Source organism: Microcoleus sp. T3_B1 (assembly GCF_036700445.1).
Lineage (GTDB): Bacteria > Cyanobacteriota > Cyanobacteriia > Cyanobacteriales > Microcoleaceae > Microcoleus.
In genome coordinates this window covers 25,451-49,916 of sequence record NZ_JAUBOX010000060.1, presented here as the reverse complement: position 1 = coordinate 49,916, position 24,466 = coordinate 25,451, and the positions used below count along the sequence as shown (strand labels likewise).

Below are 24,466 nucleotides of genomic sequence, written 5' to 3'. Positions count from 1 at the left end.
CCGTCCAAAAAGGACGGGCGGGACGCCCATCCCACAATAACAATTAAAATTGTAAGTTATTTAATTCGCGATCCTAACTTTGGGCGTTTTGATTTTGAAACCAAGGTCCCCCAAGCAGTTTTTATTGCTTTAAGTTTGAAAATCCGAACGTGAAATAGCCGTTTTCGGCTTTTTATCGGGCTCAGATTTAACACACCTTGACAGCGCTAGCGCTCAGCACCCTATGGTTAGACTTTTTGGATGACATTGTGTAAGCTGTTACGCACTTAATTTTTTTGCCCAAATGCTCGCTACAAGGACTCTAGGCTGCAAAATATTAATTAAATTTAGAGGGGTGTCAGCTTATCTTTAATAGGGCAGTGCTGGGTAATATATACTTGGATGCGGACCTGCTAACCTGAAATTTTTAATTTTAGATATCAAAGAACTGACTGATGGATTTAGACCAACAGATTCAAGCATTGATCGAAAAAGCTCCGCCCGACGGTTCGACGCCACAAATCTTAAAGGCGATCGCCCCGGCCCTGGTGTTAATTGCCCAACAGCTACAGCACCTCGAATACTCGATCCTGCAAGCGGTAGACCAAAGTTGGGCGATCGTGGTTTTGAGCAATCTCAAGCAACCGGGACGGGAGAAGAGGGTGATTTATGCTTGGAGCAGTATTAAAGATGCGTCGCAGGCTGCGGCTGCTGGGGGCGATCGCCTCAGACCGGTGGTTTTGCCTGTCACTCACCTTTTATTTCAGATGATAGCTCTTGAAGGTCTTGACAGCATTGTTTTTTTTGAAAGTCCCGGAAATCAGGAAGTCGGGACGGAAATCCCTCGCGAGCAAGTACAGAGTTTAATTAACGTTTACTTGCAACAGTATCGATCGGCTCCCCCGTCGGATATTGCCTAAAAACTCAATTTTCTATTATTAATTGGTAACAGGGCATTAGGCATTGGGAATTTCCCATTACCAATTCCCCATTACCAATAAAGTGTAACTTTTTCACCTCTAATAAAGTCTACTCAAAACGTATTCAGCCAAATCAATCAAAGCTTGACGGGACTCTGAATGGGGCAGCGCAGCTAAGTATTCGACGGCTTTCTGTGCGTGATTTGTGGCTAGTTCTCGCGATCGCTCTATGCCTCTAGAATCTTCTACCAGTGCCAGGGCCTGCTCTATATCTCCTTCTTGGGCAAATTCGCGTTCTATGAGAACTTCCAAGTAAGGTTTTTCTTCTAGGGCGAATAGTGCGGGTGCTGTCAGATTACCGCTTCTGAGATCCGAGCCTGCAGGTTTCCCCAAAGTTTCCGTGGAAGCGGTGAAATCTAATATATCATCTACTATTTGGAATGCCAAACCAATGTGCCGACCGTAGTTGTACAAATCGTCTGCTATTTCCGCTGAAACCTCGCTCAAACAGCCCGCTGCTTTGGAACTGTTGGCAATTAAAGACGCTGTTTTGTAATAACTTTTTTCGAGGTACGCTTCGATCGATAAACTGGTGTCAAATCCATTTAGTCCCTGTTGAATTTCCCCCTCAGCTAAATCCATAATCACTTCTGAAAGCAGTTTGACTACTGGCAGGTTGTCGAGATTTGCCAAATGCCAGGAGGATTGAGCAAACAGAAAGTCTCCCGCCAATACTGCCACTCGGTTGTTAAACCGACTGTGAACCGTCGGCACTCCCCGCCGCAGATCCGACTCGTCCACCACGTCGTCGTGCACGAGACTAGCTGTGTGGATCATTTCCGTGATTTCAGCGAGGCGGCGGTGTTTTTCCGTGATTTCGCGATCGGGCATAGTCGCCTTGGCCATCAACAGAACGATTGCGGGTCTCACTCGTTTTCCCTTTGTGCCGAATAAGTATTCTGCAGCCGCGTACAAGATGGGATGACGGGCACCCACTAACTGTTTTAAGTTTTCTGTCAACAGTCGCAGGTCTTCTTCAACCGAGGAAAATAGGAGAGTGCTAGAGATCATGGATACGCCGACTCAAGCCGTAAAGTAACAAAATTTTACAAATCATATCTTTATTTTAAGGTAATTCTCTGCAATAGAAAAGAAAAATCTAGGCGATCGGCAGTTATTTGTCATCTGCCACCCGATGGGAGTCACCCGCCTGCCAGAGGCGAGTAGCCGGCTGCCAGAGGGGTTGCCCCTATTGTATCGAATTGTTAAGGACACTGCCAAAAAATCTCTAAATCCCAGAAACCCTGTGTTATTATGGGTATTAAGGATTTAAACAATTCTATACATTAAGTACAGCCAGACTGGCAGGTAGCTTTTAGGTGCCTGTAAAAGTTTCGTAGAGCCAGCCTTGTTAGTCGATCGCAGCCAAAATTTCTGGGACAGATTTTTAGTTCCTCGCGACTAAAAGTTTTCAGAAGTTAAGAGTAGCGCATCTTATGTGCACGGTAGCTCAAAGCAGCTAAAGTGGATGGTTTTAGGCTGTTTAAGCATCTGTAAAGCAGTAAATCATTATTGATGACCGGGAACGGCTAAATGTTCCCGCAGGCTTGATATGGAAAAACAGCCTTCAGAACCAAGGCATGGTCTTGCGTGCTGACTTAATGTAGTAGGTCTTGAACTTGTCCTGCTCCTCCTCGTCCTTGACTTTTGGTTCTAATTATGATTTATCGTGATATTCCTCTAATTATTCCCATTCTGGCCGCCGGCTATGTAATGACTATTTATGTAGTGCTGATGTTGGCCGAACGCAGCACTAAAATAACTCGATTAGGCGAGTAGTGCACTGCTGGGCAGCCGAAGTCGGCAGCAGCGCCCTCGCTTCACCGTTGAGAATTCGGAATCCTCAATAATAACCCTGCCTTGAATGCTTGCGCGCAAAGGCAGGGTTATTTATTTACAATTGCGGGCACCGTGATTTTCTGGGCAGCTAGTTACTGCAACACGTAGCTACAGTTATCGATGTTCAATGCCAACAGCCTCTGAGGCAGAATATTATATTTAGTAGCAGCTTGTATCGCTCACAGCAAGTTTCATGTCAGGAAAACCCTGCCAATGTTCCGATAAAGCTATTAAATTACTCTCAAAAACGCTGAGTTTGAAGGTGTCGGTTATTGTGCCAAAAATCTCAATATTCCTATTTGGTAGGTCAAGAAATTACAGAAATAAAACGCGAAATTTCTGAATCTAGTACAGCTCGGCGTAAATACACAGACTATTAAACAGCCAAGACTTTACCCTTATATGTCCACTTAAAAGGTTTGGCCATTGTTTGATTAAAGTAGTTAATAAAATTGAGGATGCGATTTTTCAGATCGTACTCACTGGTGAAACTTGCTCTTTTAAGTAATTTCCGCACCAAAATGCGCTCACCAAATCTCTATTTGATTAAGCCACGAAGAATGTTTTGGTGTGTAATGGAAAACAATTTGATGTGTTGGGTCACTTAAAAAAACTGCGCGAGATTTCATAGATTGAAGTATGCCGCTTTTTCCCTTAATGCCGAGGTCGATATCTAAGCCTTCTTTTTCGGCGACCAAACGCACCAGTGATTCCGATTGGTGAGTATTCAGACAATCCATAATTAGATGCCATTTTTTGGCATCAGGGTCAGTTTCAATGATGTGACGAATATTCAGTAAAAAATCCGATTCTGTTCTCGAATCTCCGCAAGTTGGCTCGATTATCTTACCATTCGCAATATTGAAATTAGCGATCAAGGTCTGCGTACCATGACGAATATATTCAAACTCTCTTCTTGCAACTTTCCCTGGTCGCATTGGTAAGTCTTTTTCGAGACGCTCAATCGCTTGAATTCCTGTCATCTCATCAACCGATATAGTGTGTTCTCCATTTTGACTGCGTTCAATCGCAGTCAGATATAAGCCTGTAATATCTTTAACTTTTGCATCAAATTCTTCATCCACAGGGGGGGGTTAACCAGTAGCGCGAGGCGTGTGGTTTAATTTCTGCTTCTTCTAATAATCTGCCAACATGGCGGACTGATATACTTTCAATAATGCCTTGAAACATGATTTCCTCCGCCAGTTCTCTAGCTGTCCAGTGACTTATTGGTCGTCCATAATCGGACGGTGAGGAACAGGCTGCAAGCAAATAACTCGGTTACTTGTTCCATGCTAAATTTTACTGGTGCACCAACACGCTCTCGATCTTGTAATCTTTGCAAAATCGATAAGTCTTTTCCCTCGCTTTCCAACCATCGGTTTCGCCATAAGCGAGCCATCTGTCGGTTAATCTCTAGGCTTCGGGCTATTTCACGATGGTTTTGACCATCTGATGCCATCAGAATGATTTTGGCTCGTAGCACGATCTGTTGCGGCGTGTTGTGTCTCTTGCTCAACTGGTTAAGTTGATGACGCTCGCCATCGCTTAATTTTAATGTTTTAGGCATTAATAAGGCCATATATGACTCCTTTATCACCTACCGAAACTGGTCTAAACTAACTATGTTATTCTACCACAAATATAGTCTGTCTACTTACGCCGAGCTGTACTAGCAACCTGCTTGAGCAACTGAAGGAATCCATAAACTTGCACTGCAATCAAATATTTCATCAAAGGGTGCTTAGGAATGAGAATTAAATAACTTGCATTTTTTGTAGGTTGGGTTGAGGAACGAAACCCAACGCCACGCTTGATTGTTGGGTTTCGTTCCTCAACCCAACCTACGGAAGTTATTTCATCAAAGGGTGCTTAACTTGCTGAGTCAATCGATTTTAGATTTTAGATTTTAGATTAAAGAATTGAAGCCTTGACCCCACGGATAAATTCGGGGGGCAAGTTTCATGGGATACAGGTTTTTTATTTCACCGGTCCTGAGTCTGCTTTCGGAATGAATCCGGGGGCTTGTATCCTGGATGCTTTCGGTCAGGCAGATAGTCTCTGCCATTTATTCACAGCTTGCCAAAAAGAGCATCTGCTACACATAGAGCCGCAAAAGTTATTTTTGATGAAAAATAAATATTTTCGCTCTAACTGTAGGGAAGAAAAGTAATTGCCAATATTACTGACAGCCTTAAAACTATATTAAGTTTTGATTAAAAAAACTAAAACACAGAGTAGAAATTGTCAGAAATTATCAAGCTCCACTGCCTAAATTGTTGTCTGAGGCAGACGAACTCAAACAAGTTTCGATAAATCTGATGCACAATGCTTTACAAGCGATAGAGAATTGCCGAGTTTTAAAAGTAGAGGTGAGAGCAGAAAATCAGAGCCTGCTCGTCAGTGGCAACTGAATTACCCGGAAATTTGGCCCCGAATATTCGATCCGTTCTTTACCAGAAAACCCGCCGACGAAGGCAGCGGATTGGGACGGGAGATTGTTAAAAAAAGTGTGGAAAAACATTCGGGTAAAATAGAAGTAACATCAGTTATCGGTCAAAGGACGTGTATTGTGTCAATTTCGATCGCCATCAAGGGCGATCGCACTAAAAATCATACCAATGCGCGACTAAATAAAAATGCAACTCTAGACCGATGTCAAATCTCGATTGCGGTTAGCGTGTCGCGACTGTAAAATCGGAAATCTAAAATGGTATTAAGTCCCGGTTCCGCCTGCATCTATCCCCCTTGATTGGCCCATGTCAACAACAGTTTCTGATACCCAAAGCTTGCTAGAACAGGCGATCGACCCCAAACTACCTGTGCTGCCTCCAGACACACCCTTGAAAGTCGCAATTGCTGCCATGACTGAGGCGAGTGCCAGTTGCATTTTAATCGCGTTTGAGCAGCAATTGCTCGGAATTTTTACAGAAGGCGATGTTGTGAAAATAACTGCTAGCGGTATTTCGCTAGCAGGGGTGGCAATTTCTGAGGTGATGACTGAAAACCCGATCGCCCTGAACCTCGATCAAGCGGGGAATATCTTGAAGGTATTGAGCATATTGCGATCGAAAAGAATCCGTCATTTACCCCTCCTAGACGAAGGTGGCAACTTGCTAGGCGCTATCACCTGCGAAAGCATCCGTCAAATCCTCAAACCGGCAGATGTGCTGAAAATGTGGCGCGTCCAAGAAATTATGACTACACAATTAATAGTTACCTCAAGCAGCGCCTCAGTTTTAGAAGTCGCAAAACAGATGAGAACCCACCGGAAAAGCTGCATAGTCATTTGCACGGACAGCGACAACCAAAATCAGAAACCTGTGGGCATAATTACAGAACGCGACATTGTTAAATTCCAAGCTTCTGGACTAGATTTCGCAGATACTCCCGTCACCGCCGCGATGAGTTTTCCGCTGATACCGTTGCAGGTAAAAGCCACCTTGTGGCAGGCTCACCAGTTAATGCAGCAGCACGGCATCCGGCGCTTGGTGGTGGTGGACGAGGAAGGATATTTAGCCGGAATTGTGACTGAAAGTAGCCTGCAGCAGGTCTTAGATCCGGTAGAAATGCACGCAAATGTCGAGCTTTTGCAGGAAACACTTGCCGACAAAATTCAGGAGTTGAACAAAATGAACGAACAATTGCAAAAAGAAGCGTTGCGGAGAAGAGAAGTAGAGGAAAAGTTTCGGGTTTTAAATGATAATTTGGAAGAACAAATTAAACAGCGGACTTTAGAATTAATTAATGCCAACAGTCAGTTAAAAAAGGAAATACAAGACCGCACAACCGCTGAATCTGAAGTTCGCCGCCTCAACACCGAACTCGAACAGCGAGTTCTAGACCGCACGGTTCAACTAGCAGCCAGTAACGAAGAATTGCAGCAACAAATTAGCGATCGCAAATTGCTCGAAGAAAAATTGCACTTTTCTGAAAAGAAAGTCCGCGCCGTTTTTGAAGCGATGACCGACATCGTTCTCGTGCTAGACAGTCAGCGGAACATAGAAGTTTTGCCAACGAATGTGGCAGCGGCTTCTGAGCCTGATTGTGATATAGTCAGCTTGACCATAGAACATTTTTTTGACGACGACAACCCGGATGATTGGTGGGTGTTAGTTCAGCAAGTGTTAGAAACACAACAAACACTCAATTTTGACTACAGCTTAACAGTTTGTGGTCGCGAAATTTGGTTTTCCGCCTGCATTTCCCTGTTCTCAAAAGATGGAGTCATTTGGGTTGCCCGCAACATCAACTCCCGCAAAATAGCCGAGTCAGCGCTGTGCAAAAAAAATGCAGAATTATCTCATACCTTAGAAGAACTGAAGCGGACTCAAAAAGAACTCATTCAATCAGAAAAAATGGCAGCCCTCGGACAGTTAATTGCCGGAGTTGCTCATGAAATCAATTCTCCTTTAGGGGCGATTCGCTCTTCTGTGCAGAACATCGCCGACTTCTGGACCGAACAATTGCAGCAGTTGCCGATATTTTTTCAACAACTATCCCCGGAGCGGCGGCAGGATTTCTTTGCTTTGCTACACCAGTCCAGCCAAGAAACAGATACCTTATCTAGTAAAGAAAAACGTCAGTTAAAAAAACTTTTGCAAGGGCAATTAGAATCAGAAAACATTGACGACGCTGCCAGTCTTGCCTGTACTTTATTAGATATCGGCATCGGCAATAATGTAGAACCTTTTTTACCTTTGTTGAAAGACAGCCAAAGCCGAAATATTGTAGAAACCGCATACCAATTTGCTACAGTACAAAAAAGCACTAGAAATATTGCTACTGCCACAGATAGGGCAGCCAAAATCGTTTTTGCTTTGAAAAGCTACTCTCGTTACGACCAGTGGGGTTCCAAAGTAATCGCTAATATTACCGACGGTATTGATACTGTTCTAACGCTTTACAACTACCAAATCAAACACGGTGTGGAAGTCGTCAGAAACTATGGTACTAATTTGCCCCCGGTGCTATGCTATCCTGATGAACTCAATCAAGTTTGGACAAATTTGGTTCACAATGCTTTACAAGCGATGGGCAACAAAGGAGTGTTACAAATTGATGTCAAATGCCAAGCGAACGCAATATCAGTCAGTATTACCGACAGTGGCCCCGGCATTCCTCCAGAGATTATGCCGAGAATTTTTGATCCCTTTTTCACAACTAAACCTCCAGGGGAAGGCAGCGGTTTGGGATTAGATATAGTTCAAAAAATTCTGGACAAACACCAAGGTGAGATGCAAGTAGAAAGCGTGCCTGGTCAAACAAAATTTACTATCTCCTTGCCCATCGAAATTCCTTGATAGCCATAAAAAAAATAGGTAAATGCACCCATTCTTAAAATTTAATAGAAGTAAAATTTTATGCTGAAACCAGTAATTTTGTGCGTTGATGATGAAGTTGTGGTCTTAAATAGTTTAAAAATTCAGCTTAAAAAAGAATTTGGGGATGCTTACCTCTATGAAGTAGCAGAAAACGCAGATGAAGCTATGGAAATTCTGGAGGAAATTCAGAAAGAAGATGAAAGTGATATTTTGGTCATAGTATCTGACTGGTTAATGCCAGGGATTAAAGGAGATGATTTTTTGATTATGGTTCACCAAAAATATCCTAAAATTGTGAAGGTCATGCTGAGCGGGCAAGCAAACGAAGTAGCAATAGCACGGGTGAAAGAGCAAGCAAACTTGCACCGTTGTTTGTACAAGCCGTGGGAACGCCAAGAATTAGTAGAAACAATAAAATCTGGGTTAAAAAAAATATGAACCATAAACCTGTGATTATTTGCGTGGATGACGAACCGATAATTCTTGAAAGTTTGAAAATTGAGTTAAAAAAAACCCTGGGGGAAGAACATTTATTAGAAACCGCTGAAGGCGGCGAAGATGCTTTAGAGTTAATCGAGGAATTACTGGCTGATGGCTGCGAAATCGTAGCAGTAATTTGCGATTATCTGATGCCGAATATCAAAGGGGACGAATTGCTGAAGCAAATTCACAGAATTTCCCCAAAAACTATCAAAATTATGCTGACGGGGCAAGCAGACCTCGAAGCAGTGGCGAATACGATTAAATATGCTAAATTGTACCGATATATATCGAAGCCTTGGCAGTCAGAAGACTTGAAGTTGACGGTAAAAGAAGCCATCAATAGCTATTTTATGGAGAAGCAATTAGCGGAACAAAATGCTCAACTCCAAAAGCTAAATCAAGAATTGGAAACTTTAGTCGAGGAGCGGACTGCACAACTACGCTTGTCTGAGGAAAAGTTTGCTAAAGCTTTTCGTTCGTCTCCCAACCCGATTACTATTACCAGATTTAATGACGGTCGTTATTTAGAAATTAATGAGGCTTTTTGCCAGACAATCGGTTATTCTGCCGCAGAAATTCTCGATCGCACGGCGATTGATTTGAATCTTTGGGAAAATATACAAGCCCGCGCTGAGTTGTGTAAAATGTTAGATGAAAAACAAATTATTCTCAACTACGAATTTGATTTTCGCACTAAAACAGGGGAACTCAGAACCGGGCTACTGTCAGCAGAAATCATTGACATTCATGGCGAAACCTGCGTGATTTCTGTGATTCAAGATATTAGCGATCGCAAATTAGCCGAAGAAAAACTCCGATCAGTAGCGGCTTCTTTAGCAGCAGCGCAAAGAATCGCCCGTGTCGGTAATTGGGAATGCGATTTATCGACCAACACAACTACTTGGTCGCAAGAGTTATCTCGGATTTTTGGGATTGAGCCAACTCAGCCTGCGCCAACACTAACTGAGTTTTCGCAATACGTGCATCCCGACGATAGACAAAAGTGGCAAACAACGATCGACGCTGCTATTGCTAGCGGGCAATCTTACACTTTGGAATATCGAATTCTGCGGCCGGAACCGAAAATTGCTGCCGATAATTCCCCGTCACAAATAAGTGAAGGCGGCTTCATCCGCTACATCGAAGCCAGAGGAGAAGTAGTTGTCAACCAACAAGGGCAAGTGACAAAACTATTCACAACTTTGATGGACATTACCCCACGCAAGCTGGCAGAACTAGCCCTAGCAGAGAGCGAAGAAAAATACCGTCATTTAGTTGAAACTTCCCAAGATATTATTTGGTCTTGCAATGATCAAGGCCACATTACTTTTGTGAACCAAGCAGTTAAACAAATATACGGTTACGAGCCTGAAGAAATGCTTGGCTGTTCTTTTAGCGATTTTTTAGCTCCAGGAGAGATAGACTGGAAATGGGAACTTCAGCAGCGCTTACTGACAGGAAAAACTGTGTTTCAGTACGAAAATATAGTATTAGGAAAAGACGGCAGAAAGATTGATGTAACTACCAAGGCGATCGCGCGCATGGACGCTGAAGGAAATATCATCGGCACAACAGGCACTGCTAGCGATATTACCGAACGCAAACAAGCTGAAATAGTCCTGCAAAAAGCCAAAGAAGAAGCCGACAGAGCGAACAGGGCAAAAAGCGAATTTCTCTCGAATATGAGCCACGAATTGCGAACTCCCCTCAACGCAATTCTCGGTTTCAGCCAACTGCTAGCCCGCGACCCAGACCTCGGTGCCGACCAACAGCAATACTTAGGAATTATTACCCAGAGCGGGGAACATTTGCTCGTTCTGATCAACAATATTTTGCAAATGTCAAAAATTGAAGTCGGGCTGGTGACACTTAATAACAGCACCTTCGACTTGCACAAACTGCTAAAAAATACTGAAAATATGCTGAAGCTGCAAGCCGAAAAAAAAGGGTTGCAGTTAATTTTTGATTGCCCAGCCGACCTACCTCAATATATAGAAAGTGACGAAAGCAAGTTGCGACAAGTATTGATCAATGTAGTGGGAAATGCTATTAAGTTTACGACCGAAGGTGGTGTTAATTTGAGAATCAAACATGAGTTGTTGAAAACTAAAACTCATGGAGAGATGCCGCCAATTGACTGTTGCTGTTTGCTATTTGAAGTGGAAGACACTGGTTCAGGAATTTCTGCGGCAGAAATGGACAATTTATTTAAACCTTTCGCGCAAACTGAAAGCGGAAAAAAAGCTCAAGAAGGAACAGGTTTGGGCTTGCCAATCAGCAAGCAGTTCGTTAAGTTAATGGGAGGGAAGATGACGGTAACAAGCACCCCCGGTCGCGGCAGCATTTTTAGATTTGATGTTAAAGTTTCGCTCCCTAATGAAATGGAAATTCAGGTGGCTCAAACAGCTAGCCGAGTGGTCGGTCTCGAACCAGGACAGCCAGAATACCGGATTTTAGTTGTTGACGATCGCCTGGAAAGCCGCTTGCTGTTGGTCAGAATGCTGACATCGCTAGGCTTTGCGGTGCAGGAAGCTGAAAATGGCGTTCAAGCTGTGGAAATGTGGTCGAGTTGGGAACCTCATTTGATTTGGATGGATATGCGGATGCCGGTGATGGACGGTTACGAAGCTACTAAACAGATTAAAGCGCATTTGAAAGGTCAAGTAACGGTGATTATTGCTCTGACTGCAAGTGCTTTTGATGAAGAGCGATCGGTGATTTTGTCTGCTGGTTGCGATGATTTTGTAGCGAAGCCTTTTCGGGAGCAAGTGATTCTGGAAAAGATGGCTAAGTATCTGGGAGTCCGCTATGTTTACGATCGAGAAGCTTCGCTAAGTTATGATGCTGCGGTGTCCGCCGAGGTTTCCACGGCAACTGAAACGGCTGATTTGCCTTTTACGCTCAATACTTCATTTTTGGAAGCGATGCCTGCTGAATGGGTTGATGAATTGTATTCTGCGGCCGATGCGGTTGATAACGAGGAGATTTTTCGGCTGTTGTTGTCGATCCCTCCTATTAATGCTAGTTTCGGCAGCGCGATCGCTGATTTGGCGAATAACTTCCGGTGCGATCGGATTATCGATTTGATTGAGGAGTTTAGAAATTGTTGAAGGATGAAAGAAGAAGGGATAATAGGGGCAGGTTCAGGATTATTGATGATGTAGGTCGATCGCCTAGGGAGCATCTCATATTTGTAAAAATACTTCTTCTGGCTCCTTCCTTCTGCCTCTTTCCTCCTGCCTCCTGCCCCGCAGCTTCGGGCCTCAAAACTCCAATTTCTAGCTTAGCTGCCAAAATGAGATGAGCCCCTTTAATCTCCCATCTCAAATCTTAACTAGGATAAGTTGTGTAAATATAAAATGAGTTGATTGAGGATGGAGTGCTATAATGACTTTTTAACCAGTTTTCAGCATTTCAACACTTCTTAAATTAACAAAAAATAACCAGCGATGACCAACAATCACAGAGAAGAAAATAAAGGCAACATATTAATTGTTGACGATACTCCCGAAAATTTGCAAGTTTTATCAGCAACGCTGTGCGATCGGGGCTACAAAGTCCGCGGCGTAATTAGCGGCAAAATGGCAATCAGAGCCGCGCGATCTGGTTCTCCAGATTTGATTTTGCTGGACATCAAAATGCCGGAAATGGACGGCTACGAAGTCTGCACGCAGCTCCAGGCAGATCCGAAGACATCAGAAATTCCCGTTATTTTTATCAGCGCTTTAGATGAGGTATTGGACAAATTAACCGCATTTCAAGTGGGAGCGGTAGATTATGTCACAAAACCGTTTCATGTAGCAGAAGTTTTAGCGCGAATCGAACACCAACTGACTATCCAAAGACTGAAAAAACAATTAATCGATCGCAATAAAGAACTGCAAGAAGAAATAATAGAACGCAAAAAAGCCGAAGAAGCAGCGGCCGCTGCATCCCTCGCAAAAAGTCAATTCGTTGCCAACATGAGCCACGAATTGCGGACTCCCCTGAACGCCATCCTGGGTTTTACCCAAGTCATGAGCCGCGACTCTTTGCTCAGCCACGAAAATCTCGAAAATCTCCGAATTATTAACCGCAGCGGTCAACATTTGCTGGAACTAATTAACGATGTTTTAGACTTGTCGAAAATAGAAGCAGGGATAATTGCCTTAGATGAACGCAGCTTTGACCTTTATCTACTCCTCGACACTCTCGAAGAAATGTTTCAAATCAAAGCTGAAACAAAAAAAATGCAACTGAGATTTTCCGTCGAGGCTAATGTTCCCCAATATATAAAAACTGACGAAAAAAAGCTGCGCGTCTGCTTAATTAACCTGCTGGGAAATGCCATGAAATTCACTCCCGAGGGGGGCAGTATTTGGCTGCGCGTGAGCGTGGAAAGCAACCAGCCGCAGTCGGTAGAATCGGGAAGTTATCCTAACTATACGTCGCTCGAACCATTGTTAATTTTGTTTGAAGTTGAAGACACGGGAATTGGCATTGCAACAGCAGAATTTGATACTTTATTTGAGGCTTTCGTGCAAACACAAGCCGGGAGAAAAGCGGCTGATGGTACGGGATTGGGTTTGACAATTACTAAAAAATACGTGCAGATAATGGGCGGGGATATTAGGGCCAAAAGTGTTGTAGGTGAGGGAAGCAGTTTTAAATTTAATATCCGAGTATTTGCCGCTATTTCGTCTGAAATAACAGTGGCGACATTGCAGCGGGTGATCGGACTAGAAGCAGATCAACCAATTTATCGGATTTTAGCAGTAGACGACAATCCAGACAATCGGCTGCTGCTGCTTAAAATGTTACAACCAATTGGTTTTGAAGTCCGAGAAGCGGAAAATGGCTACCAAGCTGTTGAACTTTGGGAAAGTTGGCAGCCTCATTTAATTTGGCTGGATACGCGAATGCCAGTAATGGACGGTTTTGAAGCTGTCCAACGAATTAGATATAAAGAGAAACAAACTCAGTGGAAAACTGTAATTATTGCTCTGACTGCTAGCACTTTTGAGGAAAGAAAAGACGAAATTATCGCCGCAGGTTGCGACGATTTTGTGCGAAAACCTTTTCAAGAACAAATCCTCTTTGATAAGATGGCTTGCTATTTGGGAGTGCGCTATCTTTATCAAGAGTTGCCCCAGCTCCCAGTCGGGGCTTTACGGCGTTATTGTGTGAAGGAAAAACCCGATTCATTTTTCGGAGGGCTGCTGGCTCAGATGCCTCAAAGCTGGGTGCAGGAACTCTACGACGCCGCTAATGATGTTAATGAAGAGCTAGCGATTCAACTTGTCGATCGCATCTGGGAAAGTCATCCAATTTTAGCTGAGGCTTTAAAAGATTTGCTTGCCGATTACCGACTCGACAAGATAATGGATTTAACTCAATCGAGTTTAAAATAAATGGATAATAGCGAAATTAAAGTATTGGTGGTTGATGACCAACCAAGCAATCTGCGGTTCTTATCCAAACTGCTAACATCCCAGGGGTATCAAGTTTACCGAGCTATTTGCGGGCCACTGGCGTTGCATGTTGCGATCGCCCATTGCCCGGATTTAATTTTGCTCGACATTAGAATGCCGGAAATGAACGGTTATGAAGTTTGTCGGAGACTGAAAGCGACACCAGAAACCGAACAAATTCCGGTAATTTTTTTAAGCGTCTTAGATGAAATGAATGATAAATTACAAGCTTTTCGAGTAGGAGGCGCCGACTATATTACTAAACCATTTCAAGTAGAAGAAGTTTTAGCGCGCATCGACAAGCAAGTCCGCTTGCAAAAACTGCAACAGCAATTAAAAGAGCAAAATTATCAACTGCAACAGTCACAGTCGCTGCTTGCTAGCATATTAAATAGTTCCTTAGACTGTGTGGTGGCTTATTCGGCTGTCCGCGACAGTGAGGGAAATATTGTAGATTTCCAGTGGCTCTTGATCAACCCTGCCGCCGAAAAATTTTATGGGCTGCTATTCAATGACATAGTTGGCAAGAATTTGTTATCCCAAGTTTCCCAAGTTAGCAATAACGGGTTATTTGATTTGTATGTTTCTGTAGTAGAAACAGGAGAAACTGTAGACCAAGAAATTTATTACGAACAGGAGCGAGATACAATTGTTTGGCTGCACATTGTGGCGGTAAAATTAAACGATGGTCTGGCAGTAACATTTCGTAACATCACCGAGCGCAAACGAGCAGAAATTGCCCTACGAGACAGCGAAGAACGCTTCCGCGCGATATTCGAGCAAGCAGCAGTCGGCATAGCTAAAACCGCACTTTGTGGTAAATTTATACGGGTAAATCCCGGCTTTTGTCAAATAGTCCGCTATGCAGAATCGGAATTGTTACAGCAAAATTGGCAGGCAATTACTCACCCGGATGACAGAGAAGCGGACAGAGAATACCTGCGCTCGCTGTTATCCGGGAAGATTCAAACTTTTTCTGTGGAAAAGCGTTTGGTATGCAAAGATGACGCAGTGCGCTGGGCAAATGTTACTGTTTCGGCAATGCGCGATGTCAAGGGGACGCTGCAGTATTTGATTTGTGCGATCGAGGATATTTCCGAACGCAAGCTGGCACAAGAATTGCTGCAAGAGAGTTTAGACACTCAAACCCGCTACGCTCAAGAATTAACTCGTTCTAATGCCGAACTAGAACAGTTTGCTTACGTGGCTTCTCACGATTTGCAAGCGCCTTTGAGTACGATTGTCGGCTACGCTCAACTATTAGAAAAGCGCTGTCACAACCAACTTGATGCCCAAGGGAATAAATTTATCCGCAATATTGTTAACTCTTGCGGGCGGATGCAGGGGCTGATTGATGACTTGCTGGAGTATTCGCGGGTAGGTCGCAGTGAGAAACCTTTTGATGTGATAGATTGCAATCGGGTTTTTGAGGATGCTTGCGCTAATTTGCAGTTGGCCATCCGCGAGAATCAAGCTTCTGTTACTAGGGGGGATTTGCCCAGGGTAAAAGGTGACAGTTTTCAACTGCTGCAACTGTTTCAAAATTTAATTGGTAACGCCATTAAGTACCGCAGCAGTGAGGCGCCGGTGGTGCAGGTGGACGCTTCGTGTCAGGAGGATAGCTGGGTGTTTTCAGTGCAGGATAATGGTATTGGGATTGCCTCACAGTACCATCCGCGAATTTTTCAGATTTTTCAGCGCTTGCACACCCAAAAACAGTATTCGGGAACTGGTATCGGTTTAGCGATTTGTCAAAGAATTATCGATCGGCACGGCGGCAGCCTTTGGGTAGAATCAGAACCCAATCGAGGCTCGACTTTTTATTTTTCTATTCCTATATCAAAGTAAAGTCAATCGATTTTAGATTTTAGATTTTAGATTTTAGAATTGAAGAAAGCGACCCCACTGATAAATCCGGGGGCTGGTGATATCGATTTGAGATTTGAGATTTGAGATTTGAGATTTGAGATTTGAAGAAAGCGACCCCACTGATAAATCCGGGGGCTTGCGATCAGGATTCGGAGCTTGTTTCTCGCTCCACGGATGAATCCGGGGGCTTGTCAGCAAATTGCTTGATTGTCACCCGTCCTTTACTTAAGCTTTAAATATCTTTATCTGTTCTTTACAAAAATGCTTATAAAGTGTAGCATATTCACTGATGACATCGAGCTAAAAATCTATCAACATAAATCTATTAGCTCTATCCTTATACAACTTATAAATCAGCGGTGCGCGCAAGACTTGTTAATTTTTTTCAACTGTATCCAGAGCATCTTGCTTTGGGATGCAATAGTTTCCCTAGTAGTTCGCGGAGAAGGATTTGTGATGTGTTTGCAGTTTGCCGGTTCTGGGACAGACTGCCAAGTGAAACAAGCATGATTCGCAAACCTTTGCAAATGGAGAAAAACGGTAAATGGCTGCAACACAATTTCAGTGTCCTCAGCCCAATTTACCGGATGATGGCAAGAGATTCTTTGCAGGTAATCAGACACGGCTCAAAGTCCCGCAACCTCATAAAAGACGTTCCTAGTGAGGCAAAGCCGTGAATTATCAAAAGAAAAAATTTACTCTTTTAATAGCAAACGATGACGAGGACACGCGCTTTTTGGTGGAGGAAGCACTGCGAGAAGTTCGATTAGCAATTACGAGCGAATTTGTGGAAAATGGAGAACAAGTCCTAGACTACTTATACCGTCGCGGTCAATATCTTGGTAGCAGCAATTGGCATCAGCCAGACTTGATCCTTTTGGATCTGAATATGCCGAGGCTGGACGGGCGAGAAACACTAACTTCGATCAGATCTGACCCCCATTTGCAACAAATTCCGGTTGTAATGCTCACAACTTCCCACTGCAGAGGAGATATCTTGCTTTGCTACCGCTTGGGAGCCAATTCTTTCATATCCAAACCAGTAACTTTTGAAGGCTTGCTTGAAGTAATGAAGACTTTATGTGAATATTGGTTTGAGATCGTTTCACTCCCGCCGGATATGTAAGCATTAATGGAGCGCTAAATGCCTAGTTTGAGTGTATAGTGAATTTGATCGGCCGAAATATTGGCCGATCGCAAGTATCGCTATCAAAACAAAAAAGTTGCTTTCGACGCGCTCCGAAGGCTATAGTTGTGTTAACACGTCACCAATGTCTGAAAATTTTGTTGGTTGAGGATGACCTCGGAGCTCCGACAATGATCGAAGACCTTCTAGGGTCATTCAGCGAGTCTCTATTTCTGCTCCAAACTGTTAAGTCTCTGGAGATAGGAGTTGGGCGTCTGGAAGTAGACAAGTTTGACGCCGTACTATTAGATTTGTCAGTGTCAGACAGCTTGAGGGGAAGCGAGGATCTCGCAGTTTTGAAAGGGCGATGGCCCACATTGCCAATTGTGGTGCTGACAGATATCAGCGATGAAAATATGGCCCGGTCAGTATTGCGCTGGGGCGCTCAAGATTGTTTGGTAAAGGGAAGATTTCACAGAACTCTGCTGGTGCGGGCAATCCATTACGCGATCGAACGCCAGCAAATCGAAGAACAATTGCGGCAGCAGGCTCTCCGACAGCGCCTGTTGGGGAAAATGATCGAACATATTCGATCGTCAATAGATCCGGCAAGTATTCTCCAAAGTACCGTTGCAGAAGTGCGCCAATTTCTCCAAACAGACCGCGTTTTAATTTATCGCTGTCAGGATTGGGTGTCTCAATTGGACGGGGAAGAGCAAAAAGGTGCGATCGTCGCAGGTGACGGTTTGCCAGAAGGTTATATTGAAAACCCAAATATTAGTGCTGCTTTGGCAGTATCCTGCTTTATTTTAGTCGAATCCCAGTCGGTACAAGCAATAGCAGATGTCAGCACTGCCCCCTTGGCTGGCAGTTGCAAAGAATTGTTGAGAGATTGTGAAATTGCAGCAGTTATAAGCGTACCAATTTGGCAATCAGGCGACTGGGAAACGGCAAAAGAAACACAAGAAGCCACTGTTTGGGAAGTCGAGAACAATCAAGATGCAGCGGAAAATTATATCTGGAACCAGGCGAGTGGCAAACCGCAGGCGCACAGTAAAAATTTGCCGGATTCGATCGCAGAAAATGGCCATAGTTTGTGGGGAATGCTGACAGCATACAATTGCTACGGTGTCAGGGAATGGCAGCAGTGGGAAATAGATTTTTTAGAGCACTTGGCAAATCAAGTGGCGATCGCGATCGAACAATCTCAACTTTACCGCAAGCTAGCAATAGCCAATCAAAAATTGCAGCAACTGGCAACTACTGACGGACTGACTGGCATTGCCAATCGCCGCCAGTTCGATCGCATTTTGAGCTTAGAGTGGCGCAGATTGGCAAGAGAGGAACTGCCGCTGTCTTTAATTATGTTTGACATCGACTTTTTTAAACTTTACAACGAGTTTTATGGGCATCTCGGCGGGGACGATTGTTTGCGCCAAGTTGCGGGGGCGATCGCCAGCGCCACCAACCGGGCTGGGGATTTGACTGCCCGCTACGGTGGCGAAGAATTTGCCCTAGTGCTGCCCAACACCAGCGCCCAAGGGGCAAACGCTGTCGCCCGGAAAATTTGCGACGGCATCGCCTGCTTGAAACTGCCCCACGCGCGATCGTCGATCGGCCCCTACGTTACCCTCAGTTGTGGCATTGCGACAGCGATTCCTTCTGCCCAGGAATCTCCCACCACCCTAATTCACAGCGCTGACAGCGCCCTTTTTCAAGCCAAAAGCGAAGGCAAAAATCGCATTTGTCACGCCAGGAGTAACTCGGAATCTGCCCCGATTTTTATGTAAAAGTTGAAGGTAATATCATTTCCGGTAACACCAGAATGATGTTGACTGTTGACTGTTGACTGTTGACTGTTGACTGTTGACTGTTGACTGTTGACTGTTGACTGTCAACAGTGAAATCGAATTTACTATTCCGATGCTAACGGATTTGATATAATTGGTAATTTGTAATATCGTGTTTGATTTTTCACTCACAACGGTATTTGATATTACTGAGATGTTGCACCCTTCTCAATTACTTGTTGAGGAACAGGCTTTTCGGCCTGTTCCACGAGAAAATTCACTCTTTGTGGAACAGGCATCTTGCCTGTTATTTTGAAGGGTGCAAGAGCTGAGATATTACCCATTTCCGCATTTGATATTACTGAGATGTTGCACCCTTCTCAATTACTTGTTGAGGAACAGGCAAGATGCCTGTTCCACAAGAAAATTCACTCTTTGTGGAACAGGCCGAAAAGCCTGTTCTTGAGAATCGTGCAAGATGTGAGATAGTAACCATTTCCGCTTCCTAATTTCCAATTACCAATTGCTAATTATTGCCCCAAATTTGAATTCCTACCAGTTAAATTCGGCCGCACTGGAATTTCAATCAAAAACTCCGCGCCCTCTCCCGGTGTCGAAATACAACTCAATCTGCCACCGTGGCGATCGACTATAATCGAGTGAGAAATCGACAATCCCAAACCCGTACCCTTGCCCACAGGTTTAGTCGTGAAAAACGGGTCAAACAGCCTCGATCGCACTGACTCCGGTATCCCCTGCCCGTTGTCGGCAATCGATACCGCTACGAAGTCGGCAGCCGCCTGATAACTGCGAATAGCGATCGTGCTGGGATGTCGATCGCACTCCTCGATCGAACGCTGCTTGTCCCGTTCTTCCAAAGCATCGATCGCATTAATTAAAATATTCATAAATACCTGATTCAACTCGCCCGGAAAACATTCAATTTGTGGCAAGATTTGGTAATCTTTAACTATCAGAATTTCTCCTGGACTGCTGTGAGATTTTAAGCGATTTTGCAAAATCATCAAAGTGCTATCAATTCCTTCGTGAATGTTAACCGCCTTCCCTGCGGACTCGTCCAATCGGGAAAAATTACGCAACGATTTCACGATTTCGACAATTCGCTCGGTTCCTACTTGCATCGAATTAAACAATTTCGGGAAATCCTCAGCAATATAAGCCAAGTCTATTTCCTCAATTTTCTGCAAGACTTGGGCGGGAGGATGAGGACAGTAATGCTGGTAAACTTTAATCAATTCCAGCAAATCTAAAGTGTAATTGCGAGCCGGATTGAGATTGCCGTGAATAAAGCTAACAGGATTATTAATTTCGTGAGCAACACCAGCAACTAACTGACCCAAGCTCACCATTTTTTCATTTTGAACGAGCTGAGCTTGAGTCGTTCGCAGTTTGTTAATAGCTGCTTCTAACTCTAGCGCTTTTGAACGTTCTCGCGCTTCCGATTCCTGCAAAGCTGACTCGGCTTGTTTGCGATCGGCAATTTCACTTTGTGCTTGCTCAAACAGCATTGATTGCTGGATCGCGATCGCCAACTGCACGCTAATTTGTTTGAGACACTCGACCTCAATTTCCAGCCACTGGCGAGGGCCCGCGCACTCGTGGGCAATCAATAGCCCCCACAACTTCTCGCCTTGCAAAATCGGCACTACCAAATTAGCTCGCACCTGAAATTGACTTAATAAATTAAGGTAGCACTGGGAAAGACCAGCTTTGTAAATATCATCTACAGGTACAGCGCGACCGTGTTCGTAAGCAGAAGCATAGCTGTATTCAAAGCAGGGATCGTTAATAGTTAGTCCCTGAATCGATCGCCACTTTTGGCCCACCGACTCGACAGTTACAAAACCGCTCCTATCGGGATTAAAGCGATAAATTATTGTCCTGTCTGTTTGCAAAAATTGCCGTACTTCAGCCACAGCTTTTGTCAAAATTTCTTTTAAATTGAGAGAAGAGCGAATGCGTTCCAGCATCTCTACCACCAAGCGTTCTCGCTTTAATTGCTGGCGCAAGATAGCCTCGGCAAGTTTGCGAGAGCTAATATCTTCAATCACAGCAATTACATAGCTAGGTTCCCCAAACCCATCCCGCACTAAAGATACAGTCATATTAGTCCAAACAAATGAACCGTTTTTGCGAATAAAGCGTTTTTCAAGGGAATAATTAAAAATTTCCCCAGCTAACAGTCTGTCGCGCGACTCGGCATCTGCTGCTACATCTTCGGGGTGAGAAATCTCCCCAACATTTCGCGATTTCAGCTCCAATTCTGAGTATCCCACAATATTGCAAAACCCTTGATTTGCATTCAAAAATTGACCGTCGCGCCACACTTTAACAATGCCAATCGCCGCTTGTTCAAATACAGCGCGAAATCGCTGTTCGCTTTCTTGTAAAGCAATTTCTGCTTTTTTGCGATGGCTAATGTCCATTGCCGTGCCAAACAGCCGCACCACCTGACCCAACTCATTTTTAATAGCTTGTCCTTTAGCGTTAACGTGCCTAATTTCTCCTGATGGGAAATAGATGCGGTGGTCGATATCGTAAGCTGTTCCTTCAGTCACTGCTTTTTGTACAACTTCTGCGAACCTTTCTTTGTCATCGGGATGAATTTGCTCTAAAAGTTCTTCCATTGTCGGTGGCAGATTCAATTCTCGACCATAAACTCGAAACAGTTCTTCCGACCAAGTAATAAGTCCTGCCTCCCTATCGAATTCCCAATTGCCGATGCGGGCTATTTTTTGCGCTGCTTGCAACTGTTCGGCAAGTAGTTGCAGAGATGCGATCAACTGCGTTTTTTCGGCTTCTGCTGCCACGCGGGCGCTGATATCTTTGTGAGTGCCCGTTATCCGCAACGGCGCACCCCATTCGTCGTACTCGACTACCTTGCCCATTGCCAGAATCCACTGCCAATTGCCCGCTTTGTTGAGCATCCGAAATTCAAATTCATAAATCTCAGTCTCACCTTCCAAATAGGAATTTAAACATTCCATTACCTTCCCTCGGTCTTCTGGATGCAGCAAACTTTCCCAACCTTTGAGGTTGTTTTCAATTTCGGTTTCTGCGTAGCCAAGCATTGATTTCCAATGAAAATCGAAATAAGTTTCGCCAGTAGCTATATTCCAATCCCACAGCCCCAAAGAGCTGCCTGAAACCGCCAACTGCAATCGCTCTTGACTGAGTTTTAATGCCGATGCGGTGCGTTTTAGTTCTGTGAGGTCGGCAATTATGGCTATCATTCCTATCGGTTGACTAGCGCTATCTTTAATGCAGTTAGCTCGCAAGAAAGTTTCTATGATATCGCCATTTTTACTCTTGATTTCAATTTCACTGTCCCAGGAAAAACCTTTCCGCAGCCCCCTAAATAACTTTCTCAAATCTTGAGATTTGGGGTACATTACTGCTGGGCCGCCGGCATTATTTAGTTCCTCAACTGTATAGCCGTAGCGCTGAATAAATGCTTGATTGTGATAAATGGAATAACCGTCCAAATCGGCGATCGCGATCGCATCACTAGCACTGTCTACAGCTTGAGTTACCAGGCACAGAGTTAGTTCGGCTTGTTTGCGATCGGTAATGTCAAAAATCGCTCTGTCGAGCCACAAAACTAGCCCTTCTATATTGTAAGTTGGCCTACCTCTTTCCGACATCCACCGCACCGCCCCGTCAGCGCGAACAATCCGGTATTCTAGATTGTACGGCTGTTTCGACTCTACGGCTGCGCTGATTTGTCGATCGACCATTTCCTTGTCTGCCTCGTGGACAATTGTCGCAAAACTCAAGCCGTTGTTGCCAATAAAATCCCCAGCAGGATACCCACTAATTACCTCAATTTCATCGCTAATAAATACCATCGTCCCCTCAGCATCGTACAAGCTGCGGCAGATAGCGCCGGGGATATTCTCAACGAGCGATCGAAATCTGGCTTCGCTCTCCCGCAAAGCTGCTTCTGCCTGTTTTAAATCAGTAATATCCAGCACCATGCCTTCCCAAACTATATCCCCTTCCTGCCCTATTTCAGTCGGACAATCAACTCGTTCCGGTTTCGACGAAACCCCTTGCATCCACTTAAGTTTTCCCGACGGTAAAATCGCGCGCCATTCCTGCTGCCAGGGCTGCATATTTGCCGCAGAAACAGCAAGAGATTCTTCAATTTTTTGACGCTCATCTGGATGAAGAAAACTAAAAAGGAGTTGAGGATTCTGCTGAATATTTTCGGGTTCCAATTCAAATAAATCGCGGCTGCCCGAAGAAATATAAGGAAAACTTTTTTTGCCGTCGATTGAGAGACGAAATTGATAAATTATTCCCGGTAAATTGGCAGCAAGTTGCCGCAGTCTAGCTTCGCTTTCTTGCTGCGCTAATTGTTGGCGCCTATCCTGAGTGATATCTCGAATTATCCCGACGAGAATTTTACTGCCATCGGTATTTTCAAAGACAGTTTTTTTAGTAGACAAAATGTGCTTTGCACCGCTGCCGTCCGTAAATATTTCCTCGCTCTCGTTTTCTTCCCCCGTCCTAAAAACTTGTTCGTCATTCTGCCAAAAAATCTCAGCTTCTTGTTTTGGGAAAAAGTCGTAATCCGACTTGCCCAGCAGTTCCTCGCGCTGCTTGCCGAGCAGCTTGCAAAAAGCATTATTTAACAGTATCCAGCGGTGATCTTCGTCCTTGACAAAAATGGGATCAGCCAGTGCATCTATCGTATAATTCAAAAACTTTTTACTAGCTTCCAGTTCGGAGAGTGCTAAAATTTTATCCGTAATATCGTGGATAGTTCCTGTCGTCCCCTGTGGCGCGCCGTCCCAGCCCAACATAAAAAATTCTTGCACTTCCACCCACCGAATTTCGCCATTTTTGGTAATATATCGACTTTGATAACAACAGGATGTTTCTTGATTTGGTTTCTGACCTCTAAACGAATTTAAATATTGGTATTGATCCTCAGAATGAATGTAACTCAAACAGGAAGTTCCTAAGCTTTCATCAACGGTAAATCCGGTAATTTCCGTCCAAGCTGGATTTAGAAAAGTCCAATGGCCCGCAGTATTTGTTTCAAAAACTACTTCTTTGATATTGCCAACAACCTGCTGGTATTTTTGTTGACTTTTTTGCCATTCTGCTTGCCGTTTCTGGCGGGCGATCGCGCACCTAAGCGTCCGTACCAGCAGCCGGCTGTCTACCTGTCTTTTCACCAAATAATCTTGGGCGCCGGCGGCAATTAACTCGACAGCCAGTTCTTCGTCATCTGCGGCTGTCAGAATGACGATCGGAATATTTATACCGCAATCTTGCAGTCGGAAAAAAGTATTAAATTTTAGGCTGTCAGGAAGTGAAAGATCTAATAAAATTACATCAAAAATTTTGTCGCTTAAAATTTCAATCGCTTCCCGGAGGCGAACTACATTGGTGACATCAATTGATAGTCCTAGTTGGCCCTCAGACAGCAGTTCTTGAATGAGTTCTGCATCTTCTGCACAGTCTTCTACTAAAAGAATTTTTAAACCAGGCGTTAAAGTTGACTCAAACACAGAGGTCATACCATTTTATATTTTAGATTTGAGATTGGAGATTGGGAATGACTGATGACTATCGCAGTTTGGTTCTTGCGTAC

At 44.1% G+C, this 24,466-nt stretch carries 15 protein-coding genes; 10 read left to right on the top strand and 5 right to left on the bottom strand.

The window, feature by feature from the left end; all coding sequences use genetic code 11:
- The first annotated feature begins 434 nt into the window (after positions 1–434).
- Positions 435–899 (top strand): hypothetical protein, encoded by a 465-nt coding sequence (locus QT990_RS25395; protein ID WP_333148343.1) that lies wholly within the window; start codon positions 435–437, stop codon positions 897–899.
- 99 nt (positions 900–998) lie between these two features.
- Here the strand turns inward: QT990_RS25395 and sds are convergent, their stop codons facing one another.
- From sds to QT990_RS25380, 3 genes are all read right to left on the bottom strand, one after another.
- Positions 999–1,970 (bottom strand): solanesyl diphosphate synthase, encoded by a 972-nt coding sequence (gene sds / locus QT990_RS25390; RefSeq protein WP_333104787.1) that lies wholly within the window; start codon positions 1,968–1,970, stop codon positions 999–1,001.
- Positions 1,971–3,325: 1,355 nt separating this feature from the next.
- The gene (locus QT990_RS25385) at positions 3,326–3,883 is read right to left on the bottom strand and encodes a transposase (RefSeq protein ID WP_333465898.1); all 558 of its coding nucleotides are present in this window, start codon (positions 3,881–3,883) and stop codon (positions 3,326–3,328) included.
- Between the two features lie 125 nt (positions 3,884–4,008).
- Complete coding sequence (locus tag QT990_RS25380; RefSeq protein ID WP_333143194.1) at positions 4,009–4,380, bottom strand: helix-turn-helix domain-containing protein; 372 nt, start codon at positions 4,378–4,380, stop codon at positions 4,009–4,011.
- Positions 4,381–5,148: 768 nt separating this feature from the next.
- Here QT990_RS25380 and QT990_RS25375 point away from each other — a divergent pair.
- The 9 genes from QT990_RS25375 to QT990_RS25335 all read left to right on the top strand — a co-directional run bounded on the left by QT990_RS25375 (position 5,149) and on the right by QT990_RS25335 (position 18,840).
- Entirely contained in the window at positions 5,149–5,493 is a 345-nt protein-coding gene (locus QT990_RS25375) for an ATP-binding protein (RefSeq protein WP_333144068.1), read from the top strand.
- A gap of 64 nt (positions 5,494–5,557) precedes the next feature.
- A complete protein-coding gene (locus tag QT990_RS25370; protein ID WP_333409451.1) occupies positions 5,558–8,101 on the top strand; it encodes a CBS domain-containing protein in 2,544 nt (847 codons plus the stop codon).
- A 60-nt stretch (positions 8,102–8,161) separates the two neighbouring features.
- The gene (locus tag QT990_RS25365) at positions 8,162–8,560 is read left to right on the top strand and encodes a response regulator (RefSeq protein WP_333144070.1); all 399 of its coding nucleotides are present in this window, start codon (positions 8,162–8,164) and stop codon (positions 8,558–8,560) included.
- The gene (locus QT990_RS25360) at positions 8,557–11,715 is read left to right on the top strand and encodes a PAS domain S-box protein (RefSeq protein ID WP_333409452.1); all 3,159 of its coding nucleotides are present in this window, start codon (positions 8,557–8,559) and stop codon (positions 11,713–11,715) included. Before QT990_RS25365 ends, QT990_RS25360 begins: the two co-directional genes overlap by 4 nt.
- Positions 11,716–12,054: 339 nt before the next feature.
- On the top strand, positions 12,055–13,995 hold the full coding sequence (locus QT990_RS25355; RefSeq protein ID WP_333144072.1) for a response regulator: 1,941 nt from the start codon (positions 12,055–12,057) through the stop codon (positions 13,993–13,995).
- Positions 13,996–15,903: a PAS domain S-box protein gene (locus QT990_RS25350; RefSeq protein ID WP_333144073.1), complete on the top strand. Its 1,908-nt coding sequence runs from the start codon at positions 13,996–13,998 to the stop codon at positions 15,901–15,903.
- Between the two features lie 527 nt (positions 15,904–16,430).
- Positions 16,431–16,601 carry a hypothetical protein gene (locus QT990_RS25345; protein ID WP_333144074.1) on the top strand — a complete coding sequence of 57 codons (171 nt, stop codon included), beginning with the start codon at positions 16,431–16,433 and terminating at the stop codon, positions 16,599–16,601.
- Positions 16,598–17,050 (top strand): response regulator, encoded by a 453-nt coding sequence (locus QT990_RS25340; protein WP_333144075.1) that lies wholly within the window; start codon positions 16,598–16,600, stop codon positions 17,048–17,050. The genes QT990_RS25345 and QT990_RS25340 overlap by 4 nt, the downstream gene beginning before the upstream one ends.
- A 128-nt stretch (positions 17,051–17,178) precedes the next feature.
- Entirely contained in the window at positions 17,179–18,840 is a 1,662-nt protein-coding gene (locus QT990_RS25335; RefSeq protein WP_333465897.1) for a diguanylate cyclase domain-containing protein, read from the top strand.
- Positions 18,841–19,046: 206 nt separating this feature from the next.
- On the opposite strand, the gene QT990_RS25330 is transcribed toward QT990_RS25335, so the two are convergent.
- Entirely contained in the window at positions 19,047–19,184 is a 138-nt protein-coding gene (locus QT990_RS25330; RefSeq protein WP_333465896.1) for a hypothetical protein, read from the bottom strand.
- A 186-nt stretch (positions 19,185–19,370) separates the two neighbouring features.
- Positions 19,371–24,392 carry a PAS domain S-box protein gene (locus QT990_RS25325; protein WP_333465895.1) on the bottom strand — a complete coding sequence of 1,674 codons (5,022 nt, stop codon included), beginning with the start codon at positions 24,390–24,392 and terminating at the stop codon, positions 19,371–19,373.
- Between the last annotated feature and the right edge of the window lie 74 nt (positions 24,393–24,466).

Excerpts from the sequence above, each read along its gene's own strand:
- QT990_RS25370 (WP_333409451.1), top strand. The coding sequence starts at position 5,558 with ATGTCAACAACAGTTTCTGATACCCAAAGCTTGCTAGAACAGGCGATC.
- QT990_RS25330 (WP_333465896.1), bottom strand. The coding sequence starts at position 19,184 with ATGGGTAATATCTCAGCTCTTGCACCCTTCAAAATAACAGGCAAGATG.
- QT990_RS25350 (WP_333144073.1), top strand. The coding sequence starts at position 13,996 with ATGGATAATAGCGAAATTAAAGTATTGGTGGTTGATGACCAACCAAGC.
- QT990_RS25360 (WP_333409452.1), top strand. The coding sequence starts at position 8,557 with ATGAACCATAAACCTGTGATTATTTGCGTGGATGACGAACCGATAATT.
- QT990_RS25365 (WP_333144070.1), top strand. The coding sequence starts at position 8,162 with ATGCTGAAACCAGTAATTTTGTGCGTTGATGATGAAGTTGTGGTCTTA.
- QT990_RS25325 (WP_333465895.1), bottom strand. The coding sequence starts at position 24,392 with ATGACCTCTGTGTTTGAGTCAACTTTAACGCCTGGTTTAAAAATTCTT.
- QT990_RS25380 (WP_333143194.1), bottom strand. The coding sequence starts at position 4,380 with ATGGCCTTATTAATGCCTAAAACATTAAAATTAAGCGATGGCGAGCGT.
- QT990_RS25345 (WP_333144074.1), top strand. The coding sequence starts at position 16,431 with ATGATTCGCAAACCTTTGCAAATGGAGAAAAACGGTAAATGGCTGCAA.
- QT990_RS25355 (WP_333144072.1), top strand. The coding sequence starts at position 12,055 with ATGACCAACAATCACAGAGAAGAAAATAAAGGCAACATATTAATTGTT.
- sds (WP_333104787.1), bottom strand. The coding sequence starts at position 1,970 with ATGATCTCTAGCACTCTCCTATTTTCCTCGGTTGAAGAAGACCTGCGA.
- QT990_RS25395 (WP_333148343.1), top strand. The coding sequence starts at position 435 with ATGGATTTAGACCAACAGATTCAAGCATTGATCGAAAAAGCTCCGCCC.